The organism is Stenotrophomonas rhizophila (assembly GCF_000661955.1).
In the GTDB taxonomy this organism is placed as follows: Bacteria; Pseudomonadota; Gammaproteobacteria; order Xanthomonadales; family Xanthomonadaceae; genus Stenotrophomonas; species Stenotrophomonas rhizophila.
In genome coordinates this window covers 4,601,937-4,620,983 of record NZ_CP007597.1, presented here as the reverse complement: position 1 = coordinate 4,620,983, position 19,047 = coordinate 4,601,937, and the positions used below count along the sequence as shown (strand labels likewise).

The window sequence follows — 19,047 nt, the reverse complement described above, 5'->3', positions numbered from 1 at the left end:
GCCCGGTGTCGTGCTGCGACGGCATGACGTACGACGACCAACGGTCGTCGCCTACCTTTCTCCAGTGAACCCTTTGCCTCGATGTACGGTGAATTCAGTCTCTATGGTGTGTTCGTCCCGACCCTGCTCGGGCTGATGCTGCTGGCCTACCTGCTCAAGAGCGGGCTGCGCCTGGTCCTGCAGCGCACCGGCGCCTACCGCCACATCTGGCACCCCGCCCTGTTCAACCTGGCCGTGTACGTGATCGTGCTCGGCGGGTTGTTTTCCCTGATGCGTTGGATGCAATCGTGAACAAGATCCTCAAGCAGACATTCCCGGTCGTGTTGACCGTCGTGGCGGTGCTCGCCGCCGTGCTGGTGCTGCGCCACCTGTGGGCGTACTACATGGACGAGCCGTGGACGCGCGATGCGCACGTCAGCGCCGACGTGGTGCAGGTGGCGCCGGACGTGTCCGGGCTGGTGGAGGCGGTGAAGGTGGCCGACAACCAGCCGGTCACGCGCGGGCAGGTGCTGTTCGTGGTGGACCGCGCCCGTTACCAGATCGCGCTCGAGCAGGCCCAGGCCGCACTGGGCGAACGCCGCGCCACGCTGGAGCAGCTGCGCCGCGAAATCGCCCGCGACCGCAGCCTGTCCGACCTGGTGGCCGCCGAGGACGCCGAAGTGCGCCGGGCCAAGCTGCAGGCCGCGCAGGCCTCGATGGCCACCGCGCAGGCTGCCGTGGACCTGGCCAAGCTCAACCTGGCCCGCACCGAAGTGCGCAGCCCCAGCGATGGCCACGTCAACGACCGCACCGTGCGCGTCGGCGACTACGTCACGGCCGGGCGCCCGGTCATCGCGGTGCTCGATACCGGCTCGTTCCGGGTCGATGGCTATTTCGAGGAAACCCGCCTGCGCGGCGTGCATGCCGGGCAGAAGGTGGACATCCGCCTGATGGGCGAGGCGCAGCCGCTGCAGGGCCACGTGCAGAGCATCGCCGCCGGCATCGAGGACCGCTACCGCAGCGAAGGCAGCAGCCTGCTGCCCAACGTGACCCCGGCCTTCGACTGGGTGCGGTTGGCCCAGCGCATCCCGGTGCGCATCCATATCGACCACCTCCCGGCCGGCGTGAACCTGATTGCCGGGCGCACCGCCACCGTCACCATCCAGCCCGATGCGGCCCAGCCGACGCCGGCACGACCGGCACAGGCGGCGTTGTGAGCCGCCCTGCCCTGCACCGCATCGCACTGGGGCTGGCGCTGACCACGCTGGCGGCGTGCACGACCGTGGGCCCGGACTACGCCGTGCCTGCAGGGTCGGCGTTCCAGCGGCCGGAGGCCAATGCCGCCTTCATCGACACCGGCAACCCGCAGGTGGCCGCCGGCGCCGAACTGCCCGCGCGCTGGTGGGAGCTGTACCAGGACGACACCCTCAACGCTCTGGTGCAGCAGGCGCTGCGCGACAACGTGGAACTGAAGGTGGCCGATGCCAACCTGCGCCGCGCCGCCGCGGTCTACGAACAGGCGCTGGACGCCGGTGGCTTCGAGTACGAGGCCGACGCCGGGGTGAGCCGCGCGCAGCTGTCGGCCGAGTCGTTCCTGCTTGAACACGAACTGCCGCCGATCAACCTGGCCGACGGCAAGTTCGCGGTGTCCTACCAGTTCGACCTGTTCGGCAAGCTCAAGCGCGCCTCCGAGGCCGCGCACGCCGACGAACAAAGCGTGGCCGCTGCGCTCGACCTGGCCCGCGTGTCGCTGGTGGCCCAGGTGGCCGGCAGCTACGTGGAGATCTGCCACGCCAACCATGAGCTGCACGTGGCCGAACACTCGCTGCAGCTGCAGCAGCGCAGCCGCGAGGTGACCCAGCGGTTGATCAACGCCGGCCGTGGCACCCCGCCGGAGCTGGCCCGCGCCAACGCCCAGGTGGCGATGCTGCAGGCCGCGCTGCCGCCGCTGCATGCGCACCGCCAGGCCGCCGAATACCAGCTGGCCGCCCTGCTCGGCCGCACGCCGGGGCACCTGCCCGACGGCGTGGCCGACTGCAGCCAGGCGCCGACCCTGGCCCAGCCGCTGCCGGTGGGCGATGGCCGTGCGCTGCTGGCACGCCGCCCGGACGTGCGCCAAGCCGAACGCCGGCTGGCCGCCGCCACCGCGCGCATCGGCGTGGCCACCGCCGAGCTGTACCCGGACATCCGCCTGGGGGCGTCGGTCGGCGCGGCCGGCCTGCTTGAGGATTTCGGCCAGCCGCTGACCCAGCAGTGGTCGATCGGCCCGCTGATCTCCTGGACGCTGCCGTCCTCGGGCACGCATGCGCGCATCCACGCCACCGAGGCCGGGGCCGACGCGGCGCTGGCCGAGTTCGACCACAGCGTGCTGCAGGCGCTGCGCGAAACCCAGACCGCGCTGAGCCGCTATGCGCAGGACCTGCAGCGGTTGCAGTCGCTGCAGCTGGCCCAGCAGCAGGCCGCGCTGGCGGCCAGCCAGAACCGCCGCCTGTACCAGGGCGGGCGCACCCCGTACCTGTCCAGCCTGGATGCCGACCGCACGCTGGTGTCGGCCGATGCCACCCTGGCCGACGCGCAGGCGCAGGTATCGCGCGACCAGATCCAGCTGTTCCTGGCGCTCGGCGGCGGCTGGAATGCCGACGCCGTGGCCCCGCGCACGGCCACGAGGTAACCCCATGTTGCTGCTGGACCGCCAGGCGTGGCTGTTTTCGGTCAAGACCTTCCTGGCCGCACTGGCCGCGCTGTACATCGGCCTGGCCGGCAACCTGTCGCGCCCGTACTGGGCGATGGCCACCGTGTACATCGTGACCCAGCCAATGCTGGGCCCCACCCGCGCCAAGGGCGTGTACCGCATCCTGGGCACGATCATCGCCGGGGCGGCCACGCTGTGGATGCTGCCGCACCTGGTGGAAACCCCGTTCCTGCTCAGCGCGGCGATGTCGCTGTGGTTGTCGGCCTGCCTGTTCATCGCCCTGCTCAACCGTGGCCCGCGCGGCTACGCGTTCCTGCTGGCCGGTTACACCACCGCGTTCATCGGCTTCCCGGCGGTGACCTCGCCGGACACCATCTTCGATACGGTGGTGGCACGCAGCGAGGAGATCATCCTGGGCACGGTGGTGGCGGTGCTGTTCGCCTCGCTGTTCTTCCCGACCTCGGTGCAGCCGATGCTGCGTGCGCGGATCGGCAACTGGATGGGCGATGCGGCGCAGTGGTGCCGGCAGATCCTGCTGCGTGGCCAGGCGCACGCCCCGCGCAACCGGCTGGCGGCCGACCTGGTGCAGTTCGAGGCACTGATCGAATTCCTGCGCCGCGACGACCCGCGCCATGCCGGTGCGGCGGTGTCGATGCAGCGGCTGCGCGAACGCATGCTGCTGATGCTGCCGGTGCTGTCGTCCATTGCTGACCGGCTGGGCGCCCTGCGCGCGGGCGGACGCGCGCTGCCGCCCGGGCTGGAACCGCTGGTGGCCGACATTGCCGCGTGGCTGGACACGCCCGGCCGCTCCACGGCTACTGAATACGCCGCACTGCGCGCGCGCATCCTGGCGCTTAAGCCGGCCGTGGATGGCGAGCTGGACCACCTGCTGCTGGTGACGCTGCTGCTGCGGCTGGAAGAGCTGGTGGACCTGTGGCAGGACTGCACCACCCTGCAGGCGGCGATCGAGGACGGCGACGCGCCGCGCGATACCGCCCACTACCGGATCCGCACCACGCGCAGCGCCGATGCCCGCCACGTGGATTACGGCATGGCGCTGTTCTCGGCGGCCAGCGCCGGGGTGGCGCTGATGACGTACTGCGCGCTGTGGATCACGCTCGGCTGGGAAGGCGGTGGCAACGGCGCGATGATGGCCGCGGTGGCCGCCGCGTTCTTCGCCGCGCAGGACGATCCGGCGCCGAGCATGCTGTCCTTCCTGCTGTGGGCCATCGTGGCCAGCGTGGTGGCCGGCGTGTACCTGTTCGGCGTGTTCCCCGCCGTGCACGACTTCGGCAGCCTGGCGCTGGTGCTGGCGGTGGTGTTCCTGCCGGTGGGACTGCTGCTGCACACGCCGAAGAACGCGTTGATCGGGCTGCCGCTGATGGTCAACCTGGTGGCGCTGCTGAACGTGCAGAACACCTACAACGCCAACATCCAGAGCTTCATCAATTCCTCGGTGGCGATGTTCATCGGAATCGGGTTTGCGGTGGTGATGACCCGGCTGTTCCGCTCGGTGGGCGCCGAATGGACCGCGCGCCGGCTGGTCCGCCAAGGCTGGACCACGCTGGCCGACGCCGCGCAGGGCCGTGGCCAGCAGGACCGCCAGCAGTTCGCCGCGCGCATGCTGGACCTGCTGGGCCTGCTGGCGCCGCGGCTGGCGGCCACCCCCGAAGGCAGCGACATCGCCTCGGTGGACATGCTCACCGAAGCGCGCATCGGGCTGAACATCCTGCAGCTGCGGCGCGCCCGGCATGGGCTGCCGCCGACCAGCGTGGCGGCGATCGAGGCGATCCTGGACGAGGTGGCCGCGCACTACCGCGCGCAGGTGGCCCAGCGCCGGCCGCTGCCGGCCCCGGCCGGGTTGCAGGCCAAGCTGGAGGCCTCGCTGCGGCGGGTGCAGACCGTGGACGCCGGCAAGGCCCGCGATGAGGCGCTGATGGGCGTGATGGGACTGCGTTTTGCGCTGTTCCCGGACGCGCCGGTGGTGGACAGCCCCGCTGCCGCACAGCCCGGCCTGCCCGCGCCGCGCTGAACCGGCCGGGTGCGGGCGCGCCAGCCCGCGCCGATCAACGCTATCCTGACCCCTGCATTTCTGCATTGAAAAAGGTGATCCTGGATGAGTTACGACATGATGGTGTTCGACCCGGCCGTGGCCCCGCGCGATGCGGCGGCCTTCCTGGAGTGGTACGACGCGCAGACCGAGTGGAGCGAGAAGCACGAGTACGATGACCCGGCCGTGTCGGTGCCGGCGCTGCAGGCCTGGTTCGCCGCCATCGTCGAGCACTTCCCGCCGATGAACGGCCCGCTGGCCGATGACGAAGATGACCGTCCCGAAGTGACCGACTACAGCGTCGGCCAGCACGTGATCTATGCCTCGTTCGCCGATTCGGTGGCCGAGAACGCGCATGGCCTGGTGCAGGTACTGGCCAATGCCCACCAGGTGGGCTTCTTCGACGCCAGCGGCGACGGCGCCATCGTGTTCCCCGACGGCACCGTGGTAGTTCCCGAGTAAGCCCGGCGCGGCGCTAGAACAGCTGGCCCTGGGCCGGCGTCGGCGCCTGCACCGCAGGTTCGGCCACGGCTGCATCACCGGATGCAGCCGTGTTGCCCGCCAGCCGCGTCGCCAGCCCGGACACGCGGCTGGCATGCCGCTTCAATGCGGCTTCCAGTACCGGCGCGCTGCCCAGCACATGCAGTGACTGGCGTGCGCGGGTCATGCCGGTATAGAGCAGCTCGCGCGACAGCACCCGGTTGTCGCGCCACGGCAGCTGCAGCCAGACCTCGTCGAATTCAGACCCCTGCGCCTTGTGCACGGTCATCGCGAATGCGCTTTCGTGCGCGGGCAACGCGCCCGGGTGGAAGCCGCGGGGTTGATCGGGCGTGTCGCCGGGGAACCAGGCGGTGACCGCACCGTGGCGGTCGGCCAGGCAGATGCCGATGTCGCCGTTGAACAGGCGGTGGCGGTAGCTGTTCTCGGTGACCAGCAGCAACCGTCCGTGGAAGTAGCCCGGGGCCATGCCCGCGCGTGGCACGCCGGCCAGCAGCGCTTCGATGCGTGCGTTGAGCCCGCGCGCGCCCTGCGGACCTTCGCGCACGGCGGTGAGCAGGCGGATGCGACCGGCGTTGGCCAATGCCTGGCCCGGGTCGACGGCATCGCCGAGCCCGCGCCAGTGCGACAGCAGGTGGTCGCGGTGCTGCTGGAACGGGTCGACCTGGTCTTCGTGGAAGTGCACGCCGGCCAGCTGGCCGCCCCGCAGCAGGGCCAGTGCGGTGGCAGGGTCGCCTTCGCGCACGGCATGCGCCAGCGGTGCCAGGTCCAACGCATCGGTCTGGCGATAGCCGCGCTGCAGCTGCACCCTTCGACCACCGAACCGCGTGGACGCCGCCAGCGGCTGCAGGGCGGCCGGGGCCAGCAGCGTGTGCAGCGCGGCGTGATCGTCGGCCTGGGTGCCCAGGCCATCGCCGCTGGCACGCAGGATCGCACTGAGCACATCGCCCGCTTCCACCGACGGCAACTGGTCCGGGTCGCCCAGCAACACCAGCCGGGTGCCGGCGGCGATCGCTTCCACCAGCTTGGTCATCAGCGGCAGGTCGATCATCGACGCTTCGTCCACCACCACCACGTCGAACGGCAACGGGTTGTCGCCGTGGTGACGGAAGCGCGGCGAATCGGGGATCACCCCGAGCAGCCGGTGCAGGGTGGTCCCGGTGCTGGGCATGGCGTCGCACAGCGCGGGGGCAATGCCGAGCAGGCGCAGCCGCTGCACGGCCAGGCGCAGGCTTTCGGCCATGCGTTCGGCGGCGCGGCCGGTAGGCGCGGCCAGCGCCACCCGCGGCAACGGCTGGTCGGCCTGCACGGCCTGGGCCGCCAGCAGCACCAACAGCCGCGCGATGGTGGTGGTCTTGCCGGTGCCCGGCCCGCCGGTGACCAGCACCAGCGGATGGCGCAGTGCCACGCCCGCCGCGCGCGCCTGGTGGTCGATGCCTTCGCGCGCCTGCGGGAACAGCTGCGCGAACAGCGTTGCCAGCGCCGCTGGATCGGCCTGCCCCGATGCATGCGTGGCGATGCGCTGCAGGCCCTCGGCCAGGCGGCGCTCGTACTCGCGGTAGCGGCGCAGGTAGAGCAGGCCGTTTTCCAGTACCAGCGGGACGTCGGTCGCCGGGGCGCTGTCGGTGTCGGGTACGTCCACCCACGGCGAGGCCTGCAGCTGATCCCGCCAGGTGTCGGCGTCAGGCCAGGGGGTGTCCATCTCGACCAACCGCTGCGGCTGGCGCAGGTCCAGCCCGGCATGCCCCTGCGACACGGCCAGCGAGGCCAGCGCGGCCGCGGCCAGCACCGTATCGGGCGTGTCCGGGCGCAACCGGCGCAGGCTCTGCGCCAGCGCGTGGTCGAGGGTGCGCAGCGCACCGCTGTTCTTCAGTGTCGTCAGCAGGCTCATGCTTCACCCCGCGCGCGGGCCGCCATGCGCGCCTGGGCGTGCTCGCCGCCGGCGAACAAGGCATCCAGTGCATCCACCAGGACCGGGTCGAAGCGGTGCGCATACACGCCGGGGCTGTCGGCGCGCGAGGCATCCAGGCCACGGCAGAACAGGTAGCGGATGCCGCCCATGTCGCGCGCGTAGTCGTACTGTGCGCCCAGGCGGAAGCGCAGCCAGCGGTGCAGTGCCACCGTGTAGATCAACGCCTGCAGGTCGTATTCGCTGTGTTGCATGGCGCCCTGCAGCCGCACCGGGTCGTAGCCGGGCAGCCGGTTGGATTTGTAGTCGAGCACGTACCAGCGATCGCCGCGCACGTAGGTGAGATCGATCTTGCCGGTCATCAGGCCCTCCAGCTTGCGCCGCGTGCCGAAGCCGCGCCGTTCGCGGACCAGCCCATGCGCGTGCAGCAGGTCGAGCAGCAGCGGCACGGCGGTGGGCTGCATGGCGAAGTGGAACTCGATCTCCGCCCGCCGGTCGGTAGCCGGCAGATCGTGCAGCGCGCCGCCTTCCGGCAGCGGCACGGTCAGGGTCTGGCCGACCAGGGCGGTCAGCACCGCCACGCCATCGTCGAGGTCTTCGTCGGCATAGCCTTCCTCGCCCAGCGAGGTGCGCAGCACGTCCGCCTCGTCATCCGGCGCCGGTTGCCCGGCCTGCCAGTGCGCCCAGCGCGCGAAGTCGGTGTTCTCCAGCGCGTCGTGCAGCACGTTGCCGAAGCGGCTGCCCATGAAGCGGGGGTCGACCTCGTCGTCGCGGAGCGGCACAGCCTGCGTGGTGTCCAGGGTGAGATCCTCGCCGCTGGGTTCGTCGGCGGCGGGCGCCGGCACTTCGGTGGCGGCCGCATCGGTGTCGTGGCCGGCATCGGCATGCGCCAGCTGGGTGAAGCTGTACACCCACCAGTCGTGCGGGATGCGCCGGGTCAGCGCGCGCACCGCTGGCAGGTCGCCGTCGCGTTCGCTGGCCAGCTGCGCCGGGCGCGGTTCCAGCGCGGCCTGGATCACGGCAATGTCCGGATGCGCGCGCAGCGCCTCCAGGTCGGACAGCATCGGGGCCAGCCGGGTTTTCGCGGCGCCGGCCAGATCGCCTGCGGCGATCCACAGCGCGTGCTCGGCGCGGGTCAGGCCGACGTACAACAGGCGCGCGTCTTCGGCCTCCTGTTCCTGCGCGCTGCGCGTGCTGGCCGCGCTCCAGGCCTCGTCCTTGTCCAGCTTCCAGTGCAGCTCGCGGCGGCCGTTGGCGTGCACGGTGCACTGGGTGTCGGTATTGGGCGCGCTGCCGCCGATGCCCACGAACGGCAGGAACACCAGCGGATACTCCAGGCCCTTGCTCTTGTGCAGGGTGATGATCTGCACCCGGCGTGCGTCCGACTCCAGCCGCAGCAGCTGCGCCTCGTCATTCTGGTCGGCGTGGGCCATCTGCACCTGCAACCAGTCCAGCAGGCCGTGCATGCCCAGCGTCTGCGCGGCGGCCTGCTGCAGCAGTTCGCCCAGCTGCAGGTAGTTGGTGAGGCGGCGTTCGCCGTCGATCAGGCCGAGCAGGCGCTCGGCGTGCTCGGCGCACAGGTCGGCGATCACCGCGAACGGACCACCGCGCTGCCAGCGTTCGCGCCACAGCAGCAGGCGAACCTGAAAGCTGCGCTGTGCGTCGCCCTCGCGTTCCAGCGCATCGATGGCGGCGGCATCTTCGCCCAGCAGCACGGTGGACAACGCCGCGCGCAGGCGGCCTTCGTCGGCCGGCTGCAGCAGGGCCAGCAACAGCACGCGCAGGTCCTGCGCCTCGGCCGTGGCATACAGGCTCTGCTTGCCGGCGGCGACAGCCGGAATGCCCACCGCGCTCAACGCCTGCTGGATGCGCGTGGCTTCCTTGTGCGAGCGCACCAGCACGGCGATGTCGCCGGGCTGCAACGGCTGCCCGCGCAGCAGCGCGCGGCCCTGGCGGGCCTCGCTGAGCAACTGGTGGATGGCCGCCACGCAGGCATCGCTGGCCTGTTGCCGCGAGGCATCGGCCTTGAGCGCGCCGCCCTCGGGGTTGTCCAGCAGGCGCAGGGTCAGGCCGGGCGCCGGCGTGCCGTCGCGCAGGAAGTCGGTATCCAGCCGGGTGCTGCCCGGGTGCACCGGCTCGAAGCGGATGTCTGCTTCCAGGAAGGCGGTGTCGCCGGCGTTGGCATACAGCGCCTGGATGGCCTGCAGCACGGCCGGTCGGGAGCGGAAGTTGCGGTCCAGCGGCGGCGCGGGATCGGCCTGGTGCTTGGCCTTGAGGTAAGTGTGGATGTCGCCGCCGCGGAACCCGTAAATGGCCTGCTTCGGGTCGCCGATCAGGAACAGGGCCGGGGCCAGGCCTGCCGCGCGGGTTTCCTCCGAATCGCCGAACACGCGCTGGAAGATGCTCCACTGGCGGTCATCGGTGTCCTGGAATTCGTCCACCAGCGCGATCGCGTACTGCGCGCGCAGCTGTTGCACCAGCACGGCGCGATGCGGCCCGTCGAGCGCGTCGGCAACGCCATCGATCAGGTCGTCATAGGTCTGTACGCGGCCGATCCGCTTGAGCTCGGCCAGGCGTGCACGGGCCTGGTCGCGCAGGGCGTGCAGGAAGGCGATGGCCTGGCCGCGCTGCCACTGCGCCAGCGCATCGGTGGCAGCCAGGTACAGCGCCAGCGCGTGCTGCAGCGGCGAGTGCGGCGCCTTGCCGGCGTGCGCCTTGTTGGTGCGCGCGCTGAGTTCTTCGGGGGTCAGCCGGCGCAACCGCTCCGGGTCGGCGTCCAGCGGCGCGCCTGGATCGTCCGCGCCCGCCCAGCGGTGCAGCTGCACGCTCAGCGGCTCCAGCCAGGCCAGCTTGTAGCTGGTGCCATTGAGCACCTTGCTATCGACCGCGGCACAGACCTCGCCCATGAAAGTATCGCCGTGCTGGCGGTAGGCCTCGGCGAACTGGCGCGCGGCCAGCGCATGCGCCGGGCGCGGATCCTCGTTCTCCACAGCGGGCACCGGCGGCAACAACGGCAACGGCTTGATCAGCGTGGCCAGGTCGCCGGCCAGCGCCTCCGGCGACGACCACAGGCGGGTCAGCGCATCGACGGTGGCCGCATCGTTGGCGTGGACCCGCCACAGGTCGGCGGCCAGTTCGTCGTGCAGCGCGCGTTCGCTGGGCAGCAGCGCGGGCGGGTCGAAGGTGTGGCCGCTTTCCAGCGCATGCTCGCGCAGCACCCGGGTGCAGAAGCCATGGATGGTGAAGATGGAGGCCAGGTCGATTTCATCGGCGGCGGTCTGCAGCCGGCGCGCCAGCGCGGCCGGGGTTTCCTCGCCCAACGCCAGCTGGCGCTGCAGGATCCAGCGGGTCAGCACCACCTCCGGGCTGTCATCCTCGCTCGGCGCGCGTTCCACCAGCTGCGCGGCCAGGGCCAGGCGTTCGCGGATGCGCTTGCGCAGTTCCTGGGTGGCCGCGTCGGTGAAGGTCACCGCCAGGATCTGGCCGATGCGCCAGCCTTTTTCCACCACCAGCCGGGTGAACAGGGTGGCCAGGGTGAAGGTCTTGCCGGTGCCGGCACTGGCCTCGATCAGGCGCACGCCGTCCAGCGGCAGCGCCAGGTAGGGGTCATGAAGCAGGTCGGGAGCGGTCATCGCGCGGCGCCTTGTTCGTCGAAGCCGGCAAACACCCGGCCTTCGCGCACCGCGGTGAACACCACGAAGCTGTTGTGCAGCAGCTGCCGGTAACTGTCGGCGCTGGCGAAGGGATCGTGGCCGCGCAGCGCAAGCTGGTAGCCGGCACCGCTGGATTCGGCCCAGCTGCGGTCACTGCCGTACCACCGGGCGCGGCCCTCGGCCTCGCGCTTGGCTGGCAGGGCGGTATACAGCGCCCAACCGGTGGACGGCGCATACAAGAGCGGCGCGCGCAGCCCCTCGTTGCGCAGCTGCAGCAGCCGCCGCAGCACCTGCTGCGCCTGTTCGGGCGGCAGCGGCGGCAGCACATGCGGGCCCAGGCCATCCTCGCCACTGTCGTGGAACTGCACCAGCGGCAGCGTGTCGCCGGCGGCGTTGGCCAGCAGCCAGTCCAGGCCGTTGCGGATCGCGGCGCGGCCGTTGAGCGGCCCCGGGCGCAGGCGCACGATGCCCTGCGCATGCACGTCGTTGATGCGCCCGTGCAGGCGCACGCCATCGATGACGACCTCATGCCGGCGGCTGTCGGCCACGCTGCCGGCCTGCCACTGCGCCAACGCCTGCGCGTAGGGCCGGGTCTGTCCCTGCAGCACCTCGAACTGGCGCTCGCCCAACGCACCGGACGGCAGCAGCGCACGTGCGCGCAGCCGCGGATACAGCGGCGCCTGGTCCTGGCCCAGGGTGGCGTCGATCACCGCCTGCTGCAGCCGCAGGGTGTCGGTGCCGCGCGCGGCCATCACCAGCGGCTCCACGTCGTCGGCGTCGGCCAGGTCTTCGGGCAGGCGCAGGCCCAGCCGTTGCGACAGGAACTGGCTGGCCGGATCGGTCAGGAAGCGGCGCAGCGCATCCAGGCTGAGTTCGGTCTCGCCCGGCAGCGTGTCGGCCGGCGGCAACGGCTGGTCGAACCACGCGCCCAGCGGGCGCCGCCGCCCGCCCAGCGATCCCGCGGCCGGATGCCACTGCTGGCGATAGCTGAAGCGGCGCGGCTCGTCGCCGCCGCCGAACGCGGCCGGCGCGAACGGCTGCAGCGCGTGGCGCACGGTGAGCTGGCGGGCAGCGGTGGCCGGCACCTGGTGGTACTCGGCCGCCGCATCGATCAGCTCACTGACCAGCACCGAGGGTTCGCGCACGCTTCCATCGCGCGGATCGGCGCCCAGGTAGCTCAGGTAGAACACGTCCTGCGCCGAGGCAAACAGCTGAAGGAACAGAAAGCGGTCGTCCTCGCGCAGCGAGCGGTCGCCGTAGCGGCGCTTGTCCGTGCCCAGTTCGGCGGTGAGCTGGTTCAGCCCGGCAGCCGGATCGCGGCGCGGGAAATCGCCGTCGTTGAGGCCCAGCACGCAGATCACCCGGAACGGCAGCAGGCGCATTGGCACCATGCGGCCGAAACTGATCCCGCCGGTGAGCAGCGGCGCGCGGGTGTCCGCTTCGGCCAGCACGCCGGCGAAGTGCGCGCGCACCACTTCCGGGGCCACCTCGCCCTGGAACTCGGCCTGGTGGGCGTCGCGGGCGAATTCGTTGATCAGCTTGCGCAGGCGCTCCAGCGCACGCTGGCTGCTGGCCGCCTGCGGGGGAATCGGCAGCAGCGCATCCAGCAACGCCAGCAGGCGCTGGCGCCAGTGCGCCGGCGGCATCGCCTCGCCCAGCACGCGCTGGTAGCGGGCCAGCACCCGCAGCAGGCCCAGCAGGCGATCCAGCGCGTCGAGCGCGCTGCCTTCCAGTTCCGGCCAGGGCGCCACCCCGGCGATATCGCCGTCGCTGCCACTGGCATGACCGAGCAGCAGCCGGTCCAGCGCGAACTGCCAGGTGAAGGCATCGTCGCGCGGGGCCTGGTGCTGGTGGCGGTGCTGGGCATCCAGGCCCCAGCGCGCGCCGGCGGCCTGCAGCCAGTCGTGCAGGCGATCAAAGGCGGCCGCATCCAGACCGGCGGCCTCGGCCAGCGGCGCGCTGGCCAGCAGGTCCAGTACTTCGTTCAAGCCGAAGCGCGACACCGGCAGGCCCAGCAGGTGCACGAACACGTCGGCCAGCGGTTCGCCGGCCAGCGGACTGGTGTCGGCCAGCGCGTAGGGAATATGGTCCTCGCCGCCGCTGCGCCCGCCGAACACCGCTTCCAGGTAAGGCACGTAGGGATCGATGTCCGGGGCCAGCACCGCGATGTCGCGGGCCTGCAGCGGCGGGTCGAAGCGCGGGTCCTGCAACAGCGCGCGCAGCTGGTCGTGCAGCACCTGCAACTCGCGCAGGCGGGTGTGGCAGGCGTGCACCTGCAGGCTGGGGTCGTCGTGGCGCAGGCCCTCGCGGCGCGCGCCGGCCGGCTGGCCGCGGCGATGGAACAGGTCGCGCTGCAGCCGGTGCAGCAGGCTGTCGGACAGTCCGCCGGCGTCCATGTCCGGGCGCGCATCGTCTTCGGGATCGTCATAGGCGGCGATCTCGCCCGACGGATGCACCACTTCATAACTGCCCAGCACTGCCATGAAGTCGCGGCCGGCCGCGCCCCAGGCCTGCAGCAGGCGGTTCTCGCCGGCCGCGTCGCCGAACGGGTCCGGCGCGCCGCTGCGCAGCTTCTCGCCGAGCGTCTGCAGGTCGCCCCAGTAGGCCTGGGTGGGCGTGGGCAGGTAGAAGTGCATCGTGCCGACCCGGGCCTGGGTGGCCATCACCCGCAGCACGTCGGGGGAGATGTTGAGCGTGGCAAAGGCGAACACCCGCGCCGGCAGGCCCTGCGGCAATGGCCGGCCCGGGCCTTCGAAGCGCGACAGGTAGGCATCGATGCGGCGCGCGCGGTACTGGTGGCCACTGGCGATGTGCCGCCACAGGATGGCCTGCGGGTCCTGCGCGTCGGCCCCGGCCTCCCAGCGCAGCAGCCAGTCGCGACGCCAGGCCTGGTACTTCTCGTACACCGCCGCCAGCTCGCCGGCCAACGCCCACGGCTTGAGCGGATCGGCCACCGACAGGTAGGCCTGCAGCGCCTGCATGGGTGCCTGCGCCAGCACTGCGGGGTCGGTCAGCGCGGCATACAGTTTCCAGCGCAGCGCCGCCGCGGTGAGGTCGTCATGCTCACCCGGCACGTTGGCGTTGAGCGCGCGGGCGACGAACTCGCCCGGGGTGAGGAATTCCAGGTTGGCGGCAATGCCATACTCGACCGCCAGGGTGGACTGCAGCCAGCGCCGCATCGCGACCTGCGGGATCAGCACCACCTCCGGCACCAGCACGGACTGGCCCGGTACCGGCTCACGCACGGCCGTGGCCAGCAGCGCAGCCAGCACGTCGAGTGAGTTGGAGTGGTACAGGCGGAAGTCGGACGCAGCATCAGTCATCGCGCCAGTGTGCCGCAGCGGCCGCGCGATCACGAGGGTGGCCGGGCTCGGATCCGCATGAAAAACCCGGCATGCCGCGTACCGGCACGGTGTGTTGCGAGCGGCGTCGCAGGCCGGGCGCCAGGGTCGTGCCACAATACTGCACGGTCCAGTTCGGTTATGTTCAGCCGTTCACCACGATCTTACAACGTTGGAATTTTGTTAATGGCGTCCATGACGGCTTCCGAAGTCCCGCTGGTGCAGTTGTCCAACGTGCGTATCGATCGCGGCGGTCGCAGCATCCTGCGCGACGTTTCGCTGCAGGTGCCGCGCGGCAGCATCACCGCCGTGCTGGGCCCGTCGGGCAGCGGCAAGTCCACCCTGCTGGCGGCGCTGACCGGCGAACTGCGCCCGGTGGCCGGCACGATCACCCTGTTCGGCCAGCCGATCCCCGAGCGCAGCAGTGCGCTGCGCGAGATGCGCCGCAGCGTGGGCGTGCTGCTGCAGGGCAATGGCCTGCTCACCGACCTGACCGTGGCCGAGAACGTCGCCCTGCCGCTGCGCACCCACACCCGCCTGCCGGCCCCGGTGCTGCGCCGCCTGGTGGACATGAAGCTGCACGCGGTGGGCCTGCTGGCCGCCGCCGATGCCTGGCCGCGCGAGCTGTCCGGCGGCATGGCCCGGCGCGTGGCGCTGGCCCGCGCGCTGGCCCTGGACCCGCCGCTGATGATCTACGACGAGCCGCTGACCGGGCTGGACCCGATCGCCTCGGGGGTGATCATGAGCCTGATCCAGCGCCTCAACCACAGCCTGGGCCTGACCAGCATCATCGTCAGCCACCATGTGCACGAGACCCTGCCGATCTGCGACCAGGTGATCGCGATCGCCAATGGCGGCGTGGTGTTCCAGGGCAGCCCGGCCGACCTGGACGCCAGCCAGGACCCGCTGCTGCGCCAGTTCCTGCACGGCCAGCCCGATGGCCCGATTCCGTTCGATGCCGCGCCGCGCGCGAGGGTTGCCTGATGCCGTTTGTTGACGCCACCCGCTCGCTGGGCCGCGCCGGCCTGTTCTCGCTGACGGTGCTGCGCGGTTCACTGCCCACTGCCGATTTCCTGGCCGAGCTCACCCGCGAGATCTACAAGGTGGGCGCCCGCTCGCTGCCGATCATCGCCGTGGGCGGTGCCTTCGTCGGCCTGGTGCTGACCCTGCAGGGCTACCGCACGCTGACCACCTTCGGCGCCGCCGATGCGCTGTCCACGCTGCTGGGGCTGTCGCTGTACCGCGAACTGGCGCCGGTGCTGACCGCGCTGCTGTTCATCGGCCGCGCCGGCAGCTCGATCGCCGCCGAACTGGGCCTGATGCGCGCCACCGACCAGATCAAGGCGCTGGAGCTGATGGCCATCGACCCGATCGCCAAGGTGGTGGCCCCGCGCTTCTGGGCGGCGGTGCTCACCGTGCCCCTGCTCACCGGCATCTTCTGCTCGCTGGCCATCAGCGCCAGCTACTTCGAAGCGGTCCACGTGCTGGGCCTGGACAACGGGGTGTTCTGGTCGGCGCTGAGCAACAGCGTGGACTTCTGGGACGACTTCGGCGTGGCAATGCTGAAGTCGGCGATTTTCGGCGGTACCTCCGCGCTGGTGGCGTCCTACGTGGGCTTCCACGCCGAACCCACCATCGAAGGCACCTCGGTGGCGACCACCCGCGCGGTGGTCAACGCCTCGCTGCTGGTACTGATGTTCAACTTCGTGCTGTCGGCAATGATGTTCCGCTGAACACCGATCCATGAAACCCGCCCGGGCACGCTTGGGCACCTGACAAACGAACAGTGAGACAACCATGGCCATCCGCGGTCCCAGACTCGAATTTTCCGTCGGCGCATTCCTGCTGCTGGCGCTGGCCTCGCTGCTGGTGCTGGCCGTCGCCTCCACTAACCAACGCTGGGGCTTTGGCAGCGACGGCTACGAACTGAAGGCGCGTTTCACCCAGATCGGGCAGCTGCGCAAGCAGGCCCCGGTCAAGATTGGCGGCGTGACCGTCGGCCAGGTCGGCGCCATCGAACTGGACCCGCTCAAGTTCGACTCCATCGTCACCCTGAAGCTGGACCCGAAGTTCAAGGATCTGCCGGCCGACACCTCGGCGGGCATATTCACCAGCGGTTTGCTTGGCGAGAGCTATATCGGACTTCAGCCGGGCGGTGATCCGGACGTGCTCAAGTCCGGCGATGAGATCGCCTTCACCCAGCCGGCGGTAGACCTGCTGCAGTTGGTTGGCAAATATATGTTCAGTGGCCCGGCCAACGCCGGTGGCACTGAGTCCCAGGACGCCCACGGCGCTGAAGCGCCTGCAACGGAACCGCAGAAATGACCCGTAAACTGATTCCGGCCCTGCTTGCCTCGGCCCTGCTCGCCAGCCTTCCGTCGCTGGGCTTCGCCCAGGCGGCCCCGGCTCCGGCCGCTGCCGCGCAGAACGACGCCGGCAAGGCCGTGCTCGACGCCAGCACGCGCATCCTGAGCACGCTGCAGCAGCGTCGCAGCGAGTTCCGCGCCAACCCGACGGTGCTGCGCAGCTTCATCAACAGCGAGCTCAACAAGACCTTCGACCGTGACTACGCCGCCCGCCTGGTGCTGGGCGTGCACGGCCGTGGTGCCTCCGATGCCGACGTCAAGCTGTTCGCCGATGCCATGGCCGACAACCTGATGCAGCGCTACGGCGCGGCCCTGCTCGAAATCCAGGGCAAGCCGACCTTCCGCCTGAAGGGCCAGTCGCCGCTGCCGGGCAACCGCGGCGTGCGCGTGTCCACCGAACTGATGCGCGCCGGCAACGAGCCGACCCCGGTCGACTACCTGATGCGCAACGTCAACGGCCAGTGGAAGATCTTCGACGTGATGATCGAAGGCATCTCCTACGTGCAGACCTTCAAGACCCAGTTCGATGCGCCGCTGCGCCAGAAGTCGATCCAGCAGGTGGCCACCGAACTGCGCAACGGCACCATGCAGGCCGGTCAGGCGCCCCGTGGCAAGTAACACGGCCAGCGTGCAGCGCAACGGCACGGCGCTGGTCTTCAGCGGCGTGCTCGACCGCGCAGCGGCGACTGCCCTGTGGCCTTCGCTGTCATCGCCGGAGGGCGTGCGCCAGCTCGACCTGACGGCGGTGACGCGGGTGGACAGCGCCGGCCTGGCGCTGCTGGCCGAACTGGCGGCGCGTGCGCGCGCGGCCGGCGGCACCGCGGAGATCATCGGCAGCCCCACCGGTTACAACGAACTCAGTGCCGCCTACCGGCTCGCACCGACCCTGGATTTCCATGCCCTTTCTGCGGCGAGCTGACATGAACGTCATACGCACCCTCCCCCTTCTCGTGTTGGCGCTGGCGCTGACCGCCTGTGCCGGCAAGCCCGCACGCGACAGTGCACCGGCCGGTGTTGCCGTGGACAGCAGCCCTGCTGCAGCCCCGACCGACACCGCGGTTGCCGCAACCGACAGCGCCAGCACCGACGTCGCGGCCCCCGTGGCCGAGGTCGCGGCGCCCACCGATGCCGGCACGCCGCCAGCCAGCGGTGACGCTGCGCCGACCAATGCCGAAGACGACTTCGCCGCGTTGTACGGCGGCCCGGCGCCGACGGCGGACGGGGTGGAACCGGAGCGGGCCATCTACGACCCGTGGGAACCGTTCAACCGCCGCGTGCACAGCTTCAACAACGTGGTCGACCGCGCCATCGCACGGCCGCTGGCCACCGCCTACACCCACGTGGTGCCGCGCTTCGCGCGGACCGGCGTCAGCAACTTCTTCAACAACCTGCGCGCCCCGGTGACCATCACCAACCAGCTGCTGCAGGGCCGTCCGGACGATGCCTGGGACAGCCTGGGCCGGTTCCTGATGAACTCCACGCTGGGCATAGGTGGGCTGTTCGACCCGGCCAGCAAGGCGCTGGTGCCCAGCCGCAAGGAAGATTTCGGCCAGACCCTGGGTGCCTGGGGCTGGCGCCGTTCGCGCTACGTGGAACTGCCGTTCTTCGGCCCGCGTACCGTGCGCGACGTGTTCGGCCTGGCCGGCGACATGCCGCTCTCGCCGATCCGCACCATCGAGGAAGACAAGGTGCGCATCGGCCTGCAGGGCCTGCAGCTGGTGGACATGCGTTCGCAGCTGCTGGCCATCGACGACATGCGTGCCAACGCCGTGGACGAATACACCCTGGTGCGCGATGCGTGGCTGCAGCGCCGCAACTACCAGATCGAGAACGACCTGCGCGGCAAGCATGCCCGTGGCAAGGACGCCGACGACACCGCCCCGATCCCGGTCGATGCGATGCCGATGCCCAACTGGGGCAACTGACCGGACAAAAAAAACCCCGCCAAGGCGGGGTTTTTTCTTGGGCCTGCGCCCCACCGTGACTCAGACGGCCAGTGCGGCGTCGATCGCGGCCACCAGGCGGGCGTCGTCGACGGCCACGTCCGGTGCGAAGCGCGCGATGACCTGGCCATCGCGACCGATCAGGAACTTCTCGAAGTTCCACAGCACGCCCGGCGCCGGGTTGACCACCAGATCGGGGTACTTGGTGACCAGGCCTTCCAGCTTCTCGCGCATCGGGCCTTCACCGGTGGCGGCCGGCTGTGCCTCGGTCAGCGCGCGGTACAGCGGGTGCACGTCATCGCCGGCCACGCTGATCTTGGCGAACAGCGGGAAGGCCACGTTGTATTCCAGCTGGCAGAACTGCTGGATCTCCGACTCGCTGCCCGGCTCCTGGCCCAGGAAGTTGTTGGCCGGGAAACCCAGCACTTCCAGGCCGGCCTCGTGCTTGGCCGCATACAGCTGCTGCAGGCCTTCGTACTGCGTGGTCAGCCCACACTTGGAGGCCACATTGACCACCAGCAGCACCTTGCCGCGGTAGTCGGCCAGCGACGACGGCTGGCCTTCGATGGTGGTGACGGGGATGTCGTAGACAGTCTGGCTCACTACAGTTCCTTGG

General features: G+C 70.6%; 15 protein-coding genes. 11 read left to right on the top strand and 4 right to left on the bottom strand.

Annotated elements, in window-relative coordinates:
• The first annotated feature begins 81 nt into the window (after positions 1 to 81).
• The 5 genes from DX03_RS20200 to DX03_RS20180 all read left to right on the top strand — a co-directional run bounded on the left by DX03_RS20200 (position 82) and on the right by DX03_RS20180 (position 5,183).
• Entirely contained in the window at positions 82 to 291 is a 210-nt protein-coding gene (locus DX03_RS20200) for a DUF1656 domain-containing protein (RefSeq protein WP_017354740.1), read from the top strand.
• Positions 288 to 1,196 carry an efflux RND transporter periplasmic adaptor subunit gene (locus tag DX03_RS20195; protein ID WP_038691609.1) on the top strand — a complete coding sequence of 303 codons (909 nt, stop codon included), beginning with the start codon at positions 288 to 290 and terminating at the stop codon, positions 1,194 to 1,196. Before DX03_RS20200 ends, DX03_RS20195 begins: the two co-directional genes overlap by 4 nt.
• On the top strand, positions 1,193 to 2,650 hold the full coding sequence (locus DX03_RS20190) for an efflux transporter outer membrane subunit (protein WP_038691607.1): 1,458 nt from the start codon (positions 1,193 to 1,195) through the stop codon (positions 2,648 to 2,650). The genes DX03_RS20195 and DX03_RS20190 overlap by 4 nt, the downstream gene beginning before the upstream one ends.
• Positions 2,651 to 2,654: 4 nt before the next feature.
• Positions 2,655 to 4,703 carry an FUSC family protein gene (locus DX03_RS20185; RefSeq protein WP_038691606.1) on the top strand — a complete coding sequence of 683 codons (2,049 nt, stop codon included), beginning with the start codon at positions 2,655 to 2,657 and terminating at the stop codon, positions 4,701 to 4,703.
• Between the two features lie 84 nt (positions 4,704 to 4,787).
• Positions 4,788 to 5,183 (top strand): hypothetical protein, encoded by a 396-nt coding sequence (locus DX03_RS20180; RefSeq protein ID WP_038691604.1) that lies wholly within the window; start codon positions 4,788 to 4,790, stop codon positions 5,181 to 5,183.
• Between the two features lie 13 nt (positions 5,184 to 5,196).
• Here the strand turns inward: DX03_RS20180 and recD are convergent, their stop codons facing one another.
• Genes recD through recC form a run of 3 tightly spaced genes read right to left on the bottom strand, consistent with a single transcriptional unit; the run spans position 5,197 to position 14,104 of the window.
• Positions 5,197 to 7,110, bottom strand: a complete 1,914-nt coding sequence (gene recD, locus DX03_RS20175) for an exodeoxyribonuclease V subunit alpha (protein ID WP_038691602.1) — start codon at positions 7,108 to 7,110, stop codon at positions 5,197 to 5,199.
• Positions 7,107 to 10,760, bottom strand: coding sequence for an exodeoxyribonuclease V subunit beta (gene recB / locus DX03_RS20170; protein ID WP_038691600.1), 3,654 nt, complete (start codon positions 10,758 to 10,760; stop codon positions 7,107 to 7,109). Before recB ends, recD begins: the two co-directional genes overlap by 4 nt.
• Positions 10,757 to 14,104, bottom strand: a complete 3,348-nt coding sequence (gene recC / locus DX03_RS20165) for an exodeoxyribonuclease V subunit gamma (RefSeq protein WP_038691598.1) — start codon at positions 14,102 to 14,104, stop codon at positions 10,757 to 10,759. Before recC ends, recB begins: the two co-directional genes overlap by 4 nt.
• A gap of 213 nt (positions 14,105 to 14,317) precedes the next feature.
• Between recC and DX03_RS20160 the strand changes: the two genes are divergently transcribed.
• From DX03_RS20160 to DX03_RS20135, 6 genes are all read left to right on the top strand, one after another.
• The gene (locus DX03_RS20160; protein WP_038691596.1) at positions 14,318 to 15,106 is read left to right on the top strand and encodes an ABC transporter ATP-binding protein; all 789 of its coding nucleotides are present in this window, start codon (positions 14,318 to 14,320) and stop codon (positions 15,104 to 15,106) included.
• Positions 15,106 to 15,855, top strand: coding sequence for an MlaE family lipid ABC transporter permease subunit (locus tag DX03_RS20155; protein ID WP_038691595.1), 750 nt, complete (start codon positions 15,106 to 15,108; stop codon positions 15,853 to 15,855). Before DX03_RS20160 ends, DX03_RS20155 begins: the two co-directional genes overlap by 1 nt.
• A gap of 64 nt (positions 15,856 to 15,919) precedes the next feature.
• On the top strand, positions 15,920 to 16,447 hold the full coding sequence (gene mlaD / locus DX03_RS20150) for an outer membrane lipid asymmetry maintenance protein MlaD (protein WP_038691593.1): 528 nt from the start codon (positions 15,920 to 15,922) through the stop codon (positions 16,445 to 16,447).
• Positions 16,444 to 17,106: an MlaC/ttg2D family ABC transporter substrate-binding protein gene (locus DX03_RS20145; protein ID WP_038691592.1), complete on the top strand. Its 663-nt coding sequence runs from the start codon at positions 16,444 to 16,446 to the stop codon at positions 17,104 to 17,106. The genes mlaD and DX03_RS20145 overlap by 4 nt, the downstream gene beginning before the upstream one ends.
• On the top strand, positions 17,096 to 17,407 hold the full coding sequence (locus DX03_RS20140) for an STAS domain-containing protein (protein WP_038691590.1): 312 nt from the start codon (positions 17,096 to 17,098) through the stop codon (positions 17,405 to 17,407). The genes DX03_RS20145 and DX03_RS20140 overlap by 11 nt, the downstream gene beginning before the upstream one ends.
• 1 nt (position 17,408) lies before the next feature.
• Positions 17,409 to 18,413, top strand: coding sequence for an MlaA family lipoprotein (locus tag DX03_RS20135; protein WP_038691588.1), 1,005 nt, complete (start codon positions 17,409 to 17,411; stop codon positions 18,411 to 18,413).
• 60 nt (positions 18,414 to 18,473) lie between these two features.
• Here DX03_RS20135 and DX03_RS20130 read toward each other — a convergent pair whose 3' ends face one another.
• Positions 18,474 to 19,034, bottom strand: coding sequence for a glutathione peroxidase (locus DX03_RS20130; RefSeq protein ID WP_038691586.1), 561 nt, complete (start codon positions 19,032 to 19,034; stop codon positions 18,474 to 18,476).
• Positions 19,035 to 19,047: the final 13 nt, after the last annotated feature.

Bases quoted from the DNA above. Each gene is read 5' to 3' on its own strand.
- DX03_RS20200 (WP_017354740.1), top strand. From the start codon at position 82: ATGTACGGTGAATTCAGTCTCTATGGTGTGTTCGTCCCGACCCTGCTC.
- DX03_RS20185 (WP_038691606.1), top strand. From the start codon at position 2,655: ATGTTGCTGCTGGACCGCCAGGCGTGGCTGTTTTCGGTCAAGACCTTC.
- DX03_RS20180 (WP_038691604.1), top strand. From the start codon at position 4,788: ATGAGTTACGACATGATGGTGTTCGACCCGGCCGTGGCCCCGCGCGAT.
- recD (WP_038691602.1), bottom strand. From the start codon at position 7,110: ATGAGCCTGCTGACGACACTGAAGAACAGCGGTGCGCTGCGCACCCTC.
- recB (WP_038691600.1), bottom strand. From the start codon at position 10,760: ATGACCGCTCCCGACCTGCTTCATGACCCCTACCTGGCGCTGCCGCTG.
- recC (WP_038691598.1), bottom strand. From the start codon at position 14,104: ATGACTGATGCTGCGTCCGACTTCCGCCTGTACCACTCCAACTCACTC.
- DX03_RS20160 (WP_038691596.1), top strand. From the start codon at position 14,318: ATGACGGCTTCCGAAGTCCCGCTGGTGCAGTTGTCCAACGTGCGTATC.
- DX03_RS20155 (WP_038691595.1), top strand. From the start codon at position 15,106: ATGCCGTTTGTTGACGCCACCCGCTCGCTGGGCCGCGCCGGCCTGTTC.
- mlaD (WP_038691593.1), top strand. From the start codon at position 15,920: ATGGCCATCCGCGGTCCCAGACTCGAATTTTCCGTCGGCGCATTCCTG.
- DX03_RS20145 (WP_038691592.1), top strand. From the start codon at position 16,444: ATGACCCGTAAACTGATTCCGGCCCTGCTTGCCTCGGCCCTGCTCGCC.
- DX03_RS20135 (WP_038691588.1), top strand. From the start codon at position 17,409: ATGAACGTCATACGCACCCTCCCCCTTCTCGTGTTGGCGCTGGCGCTG.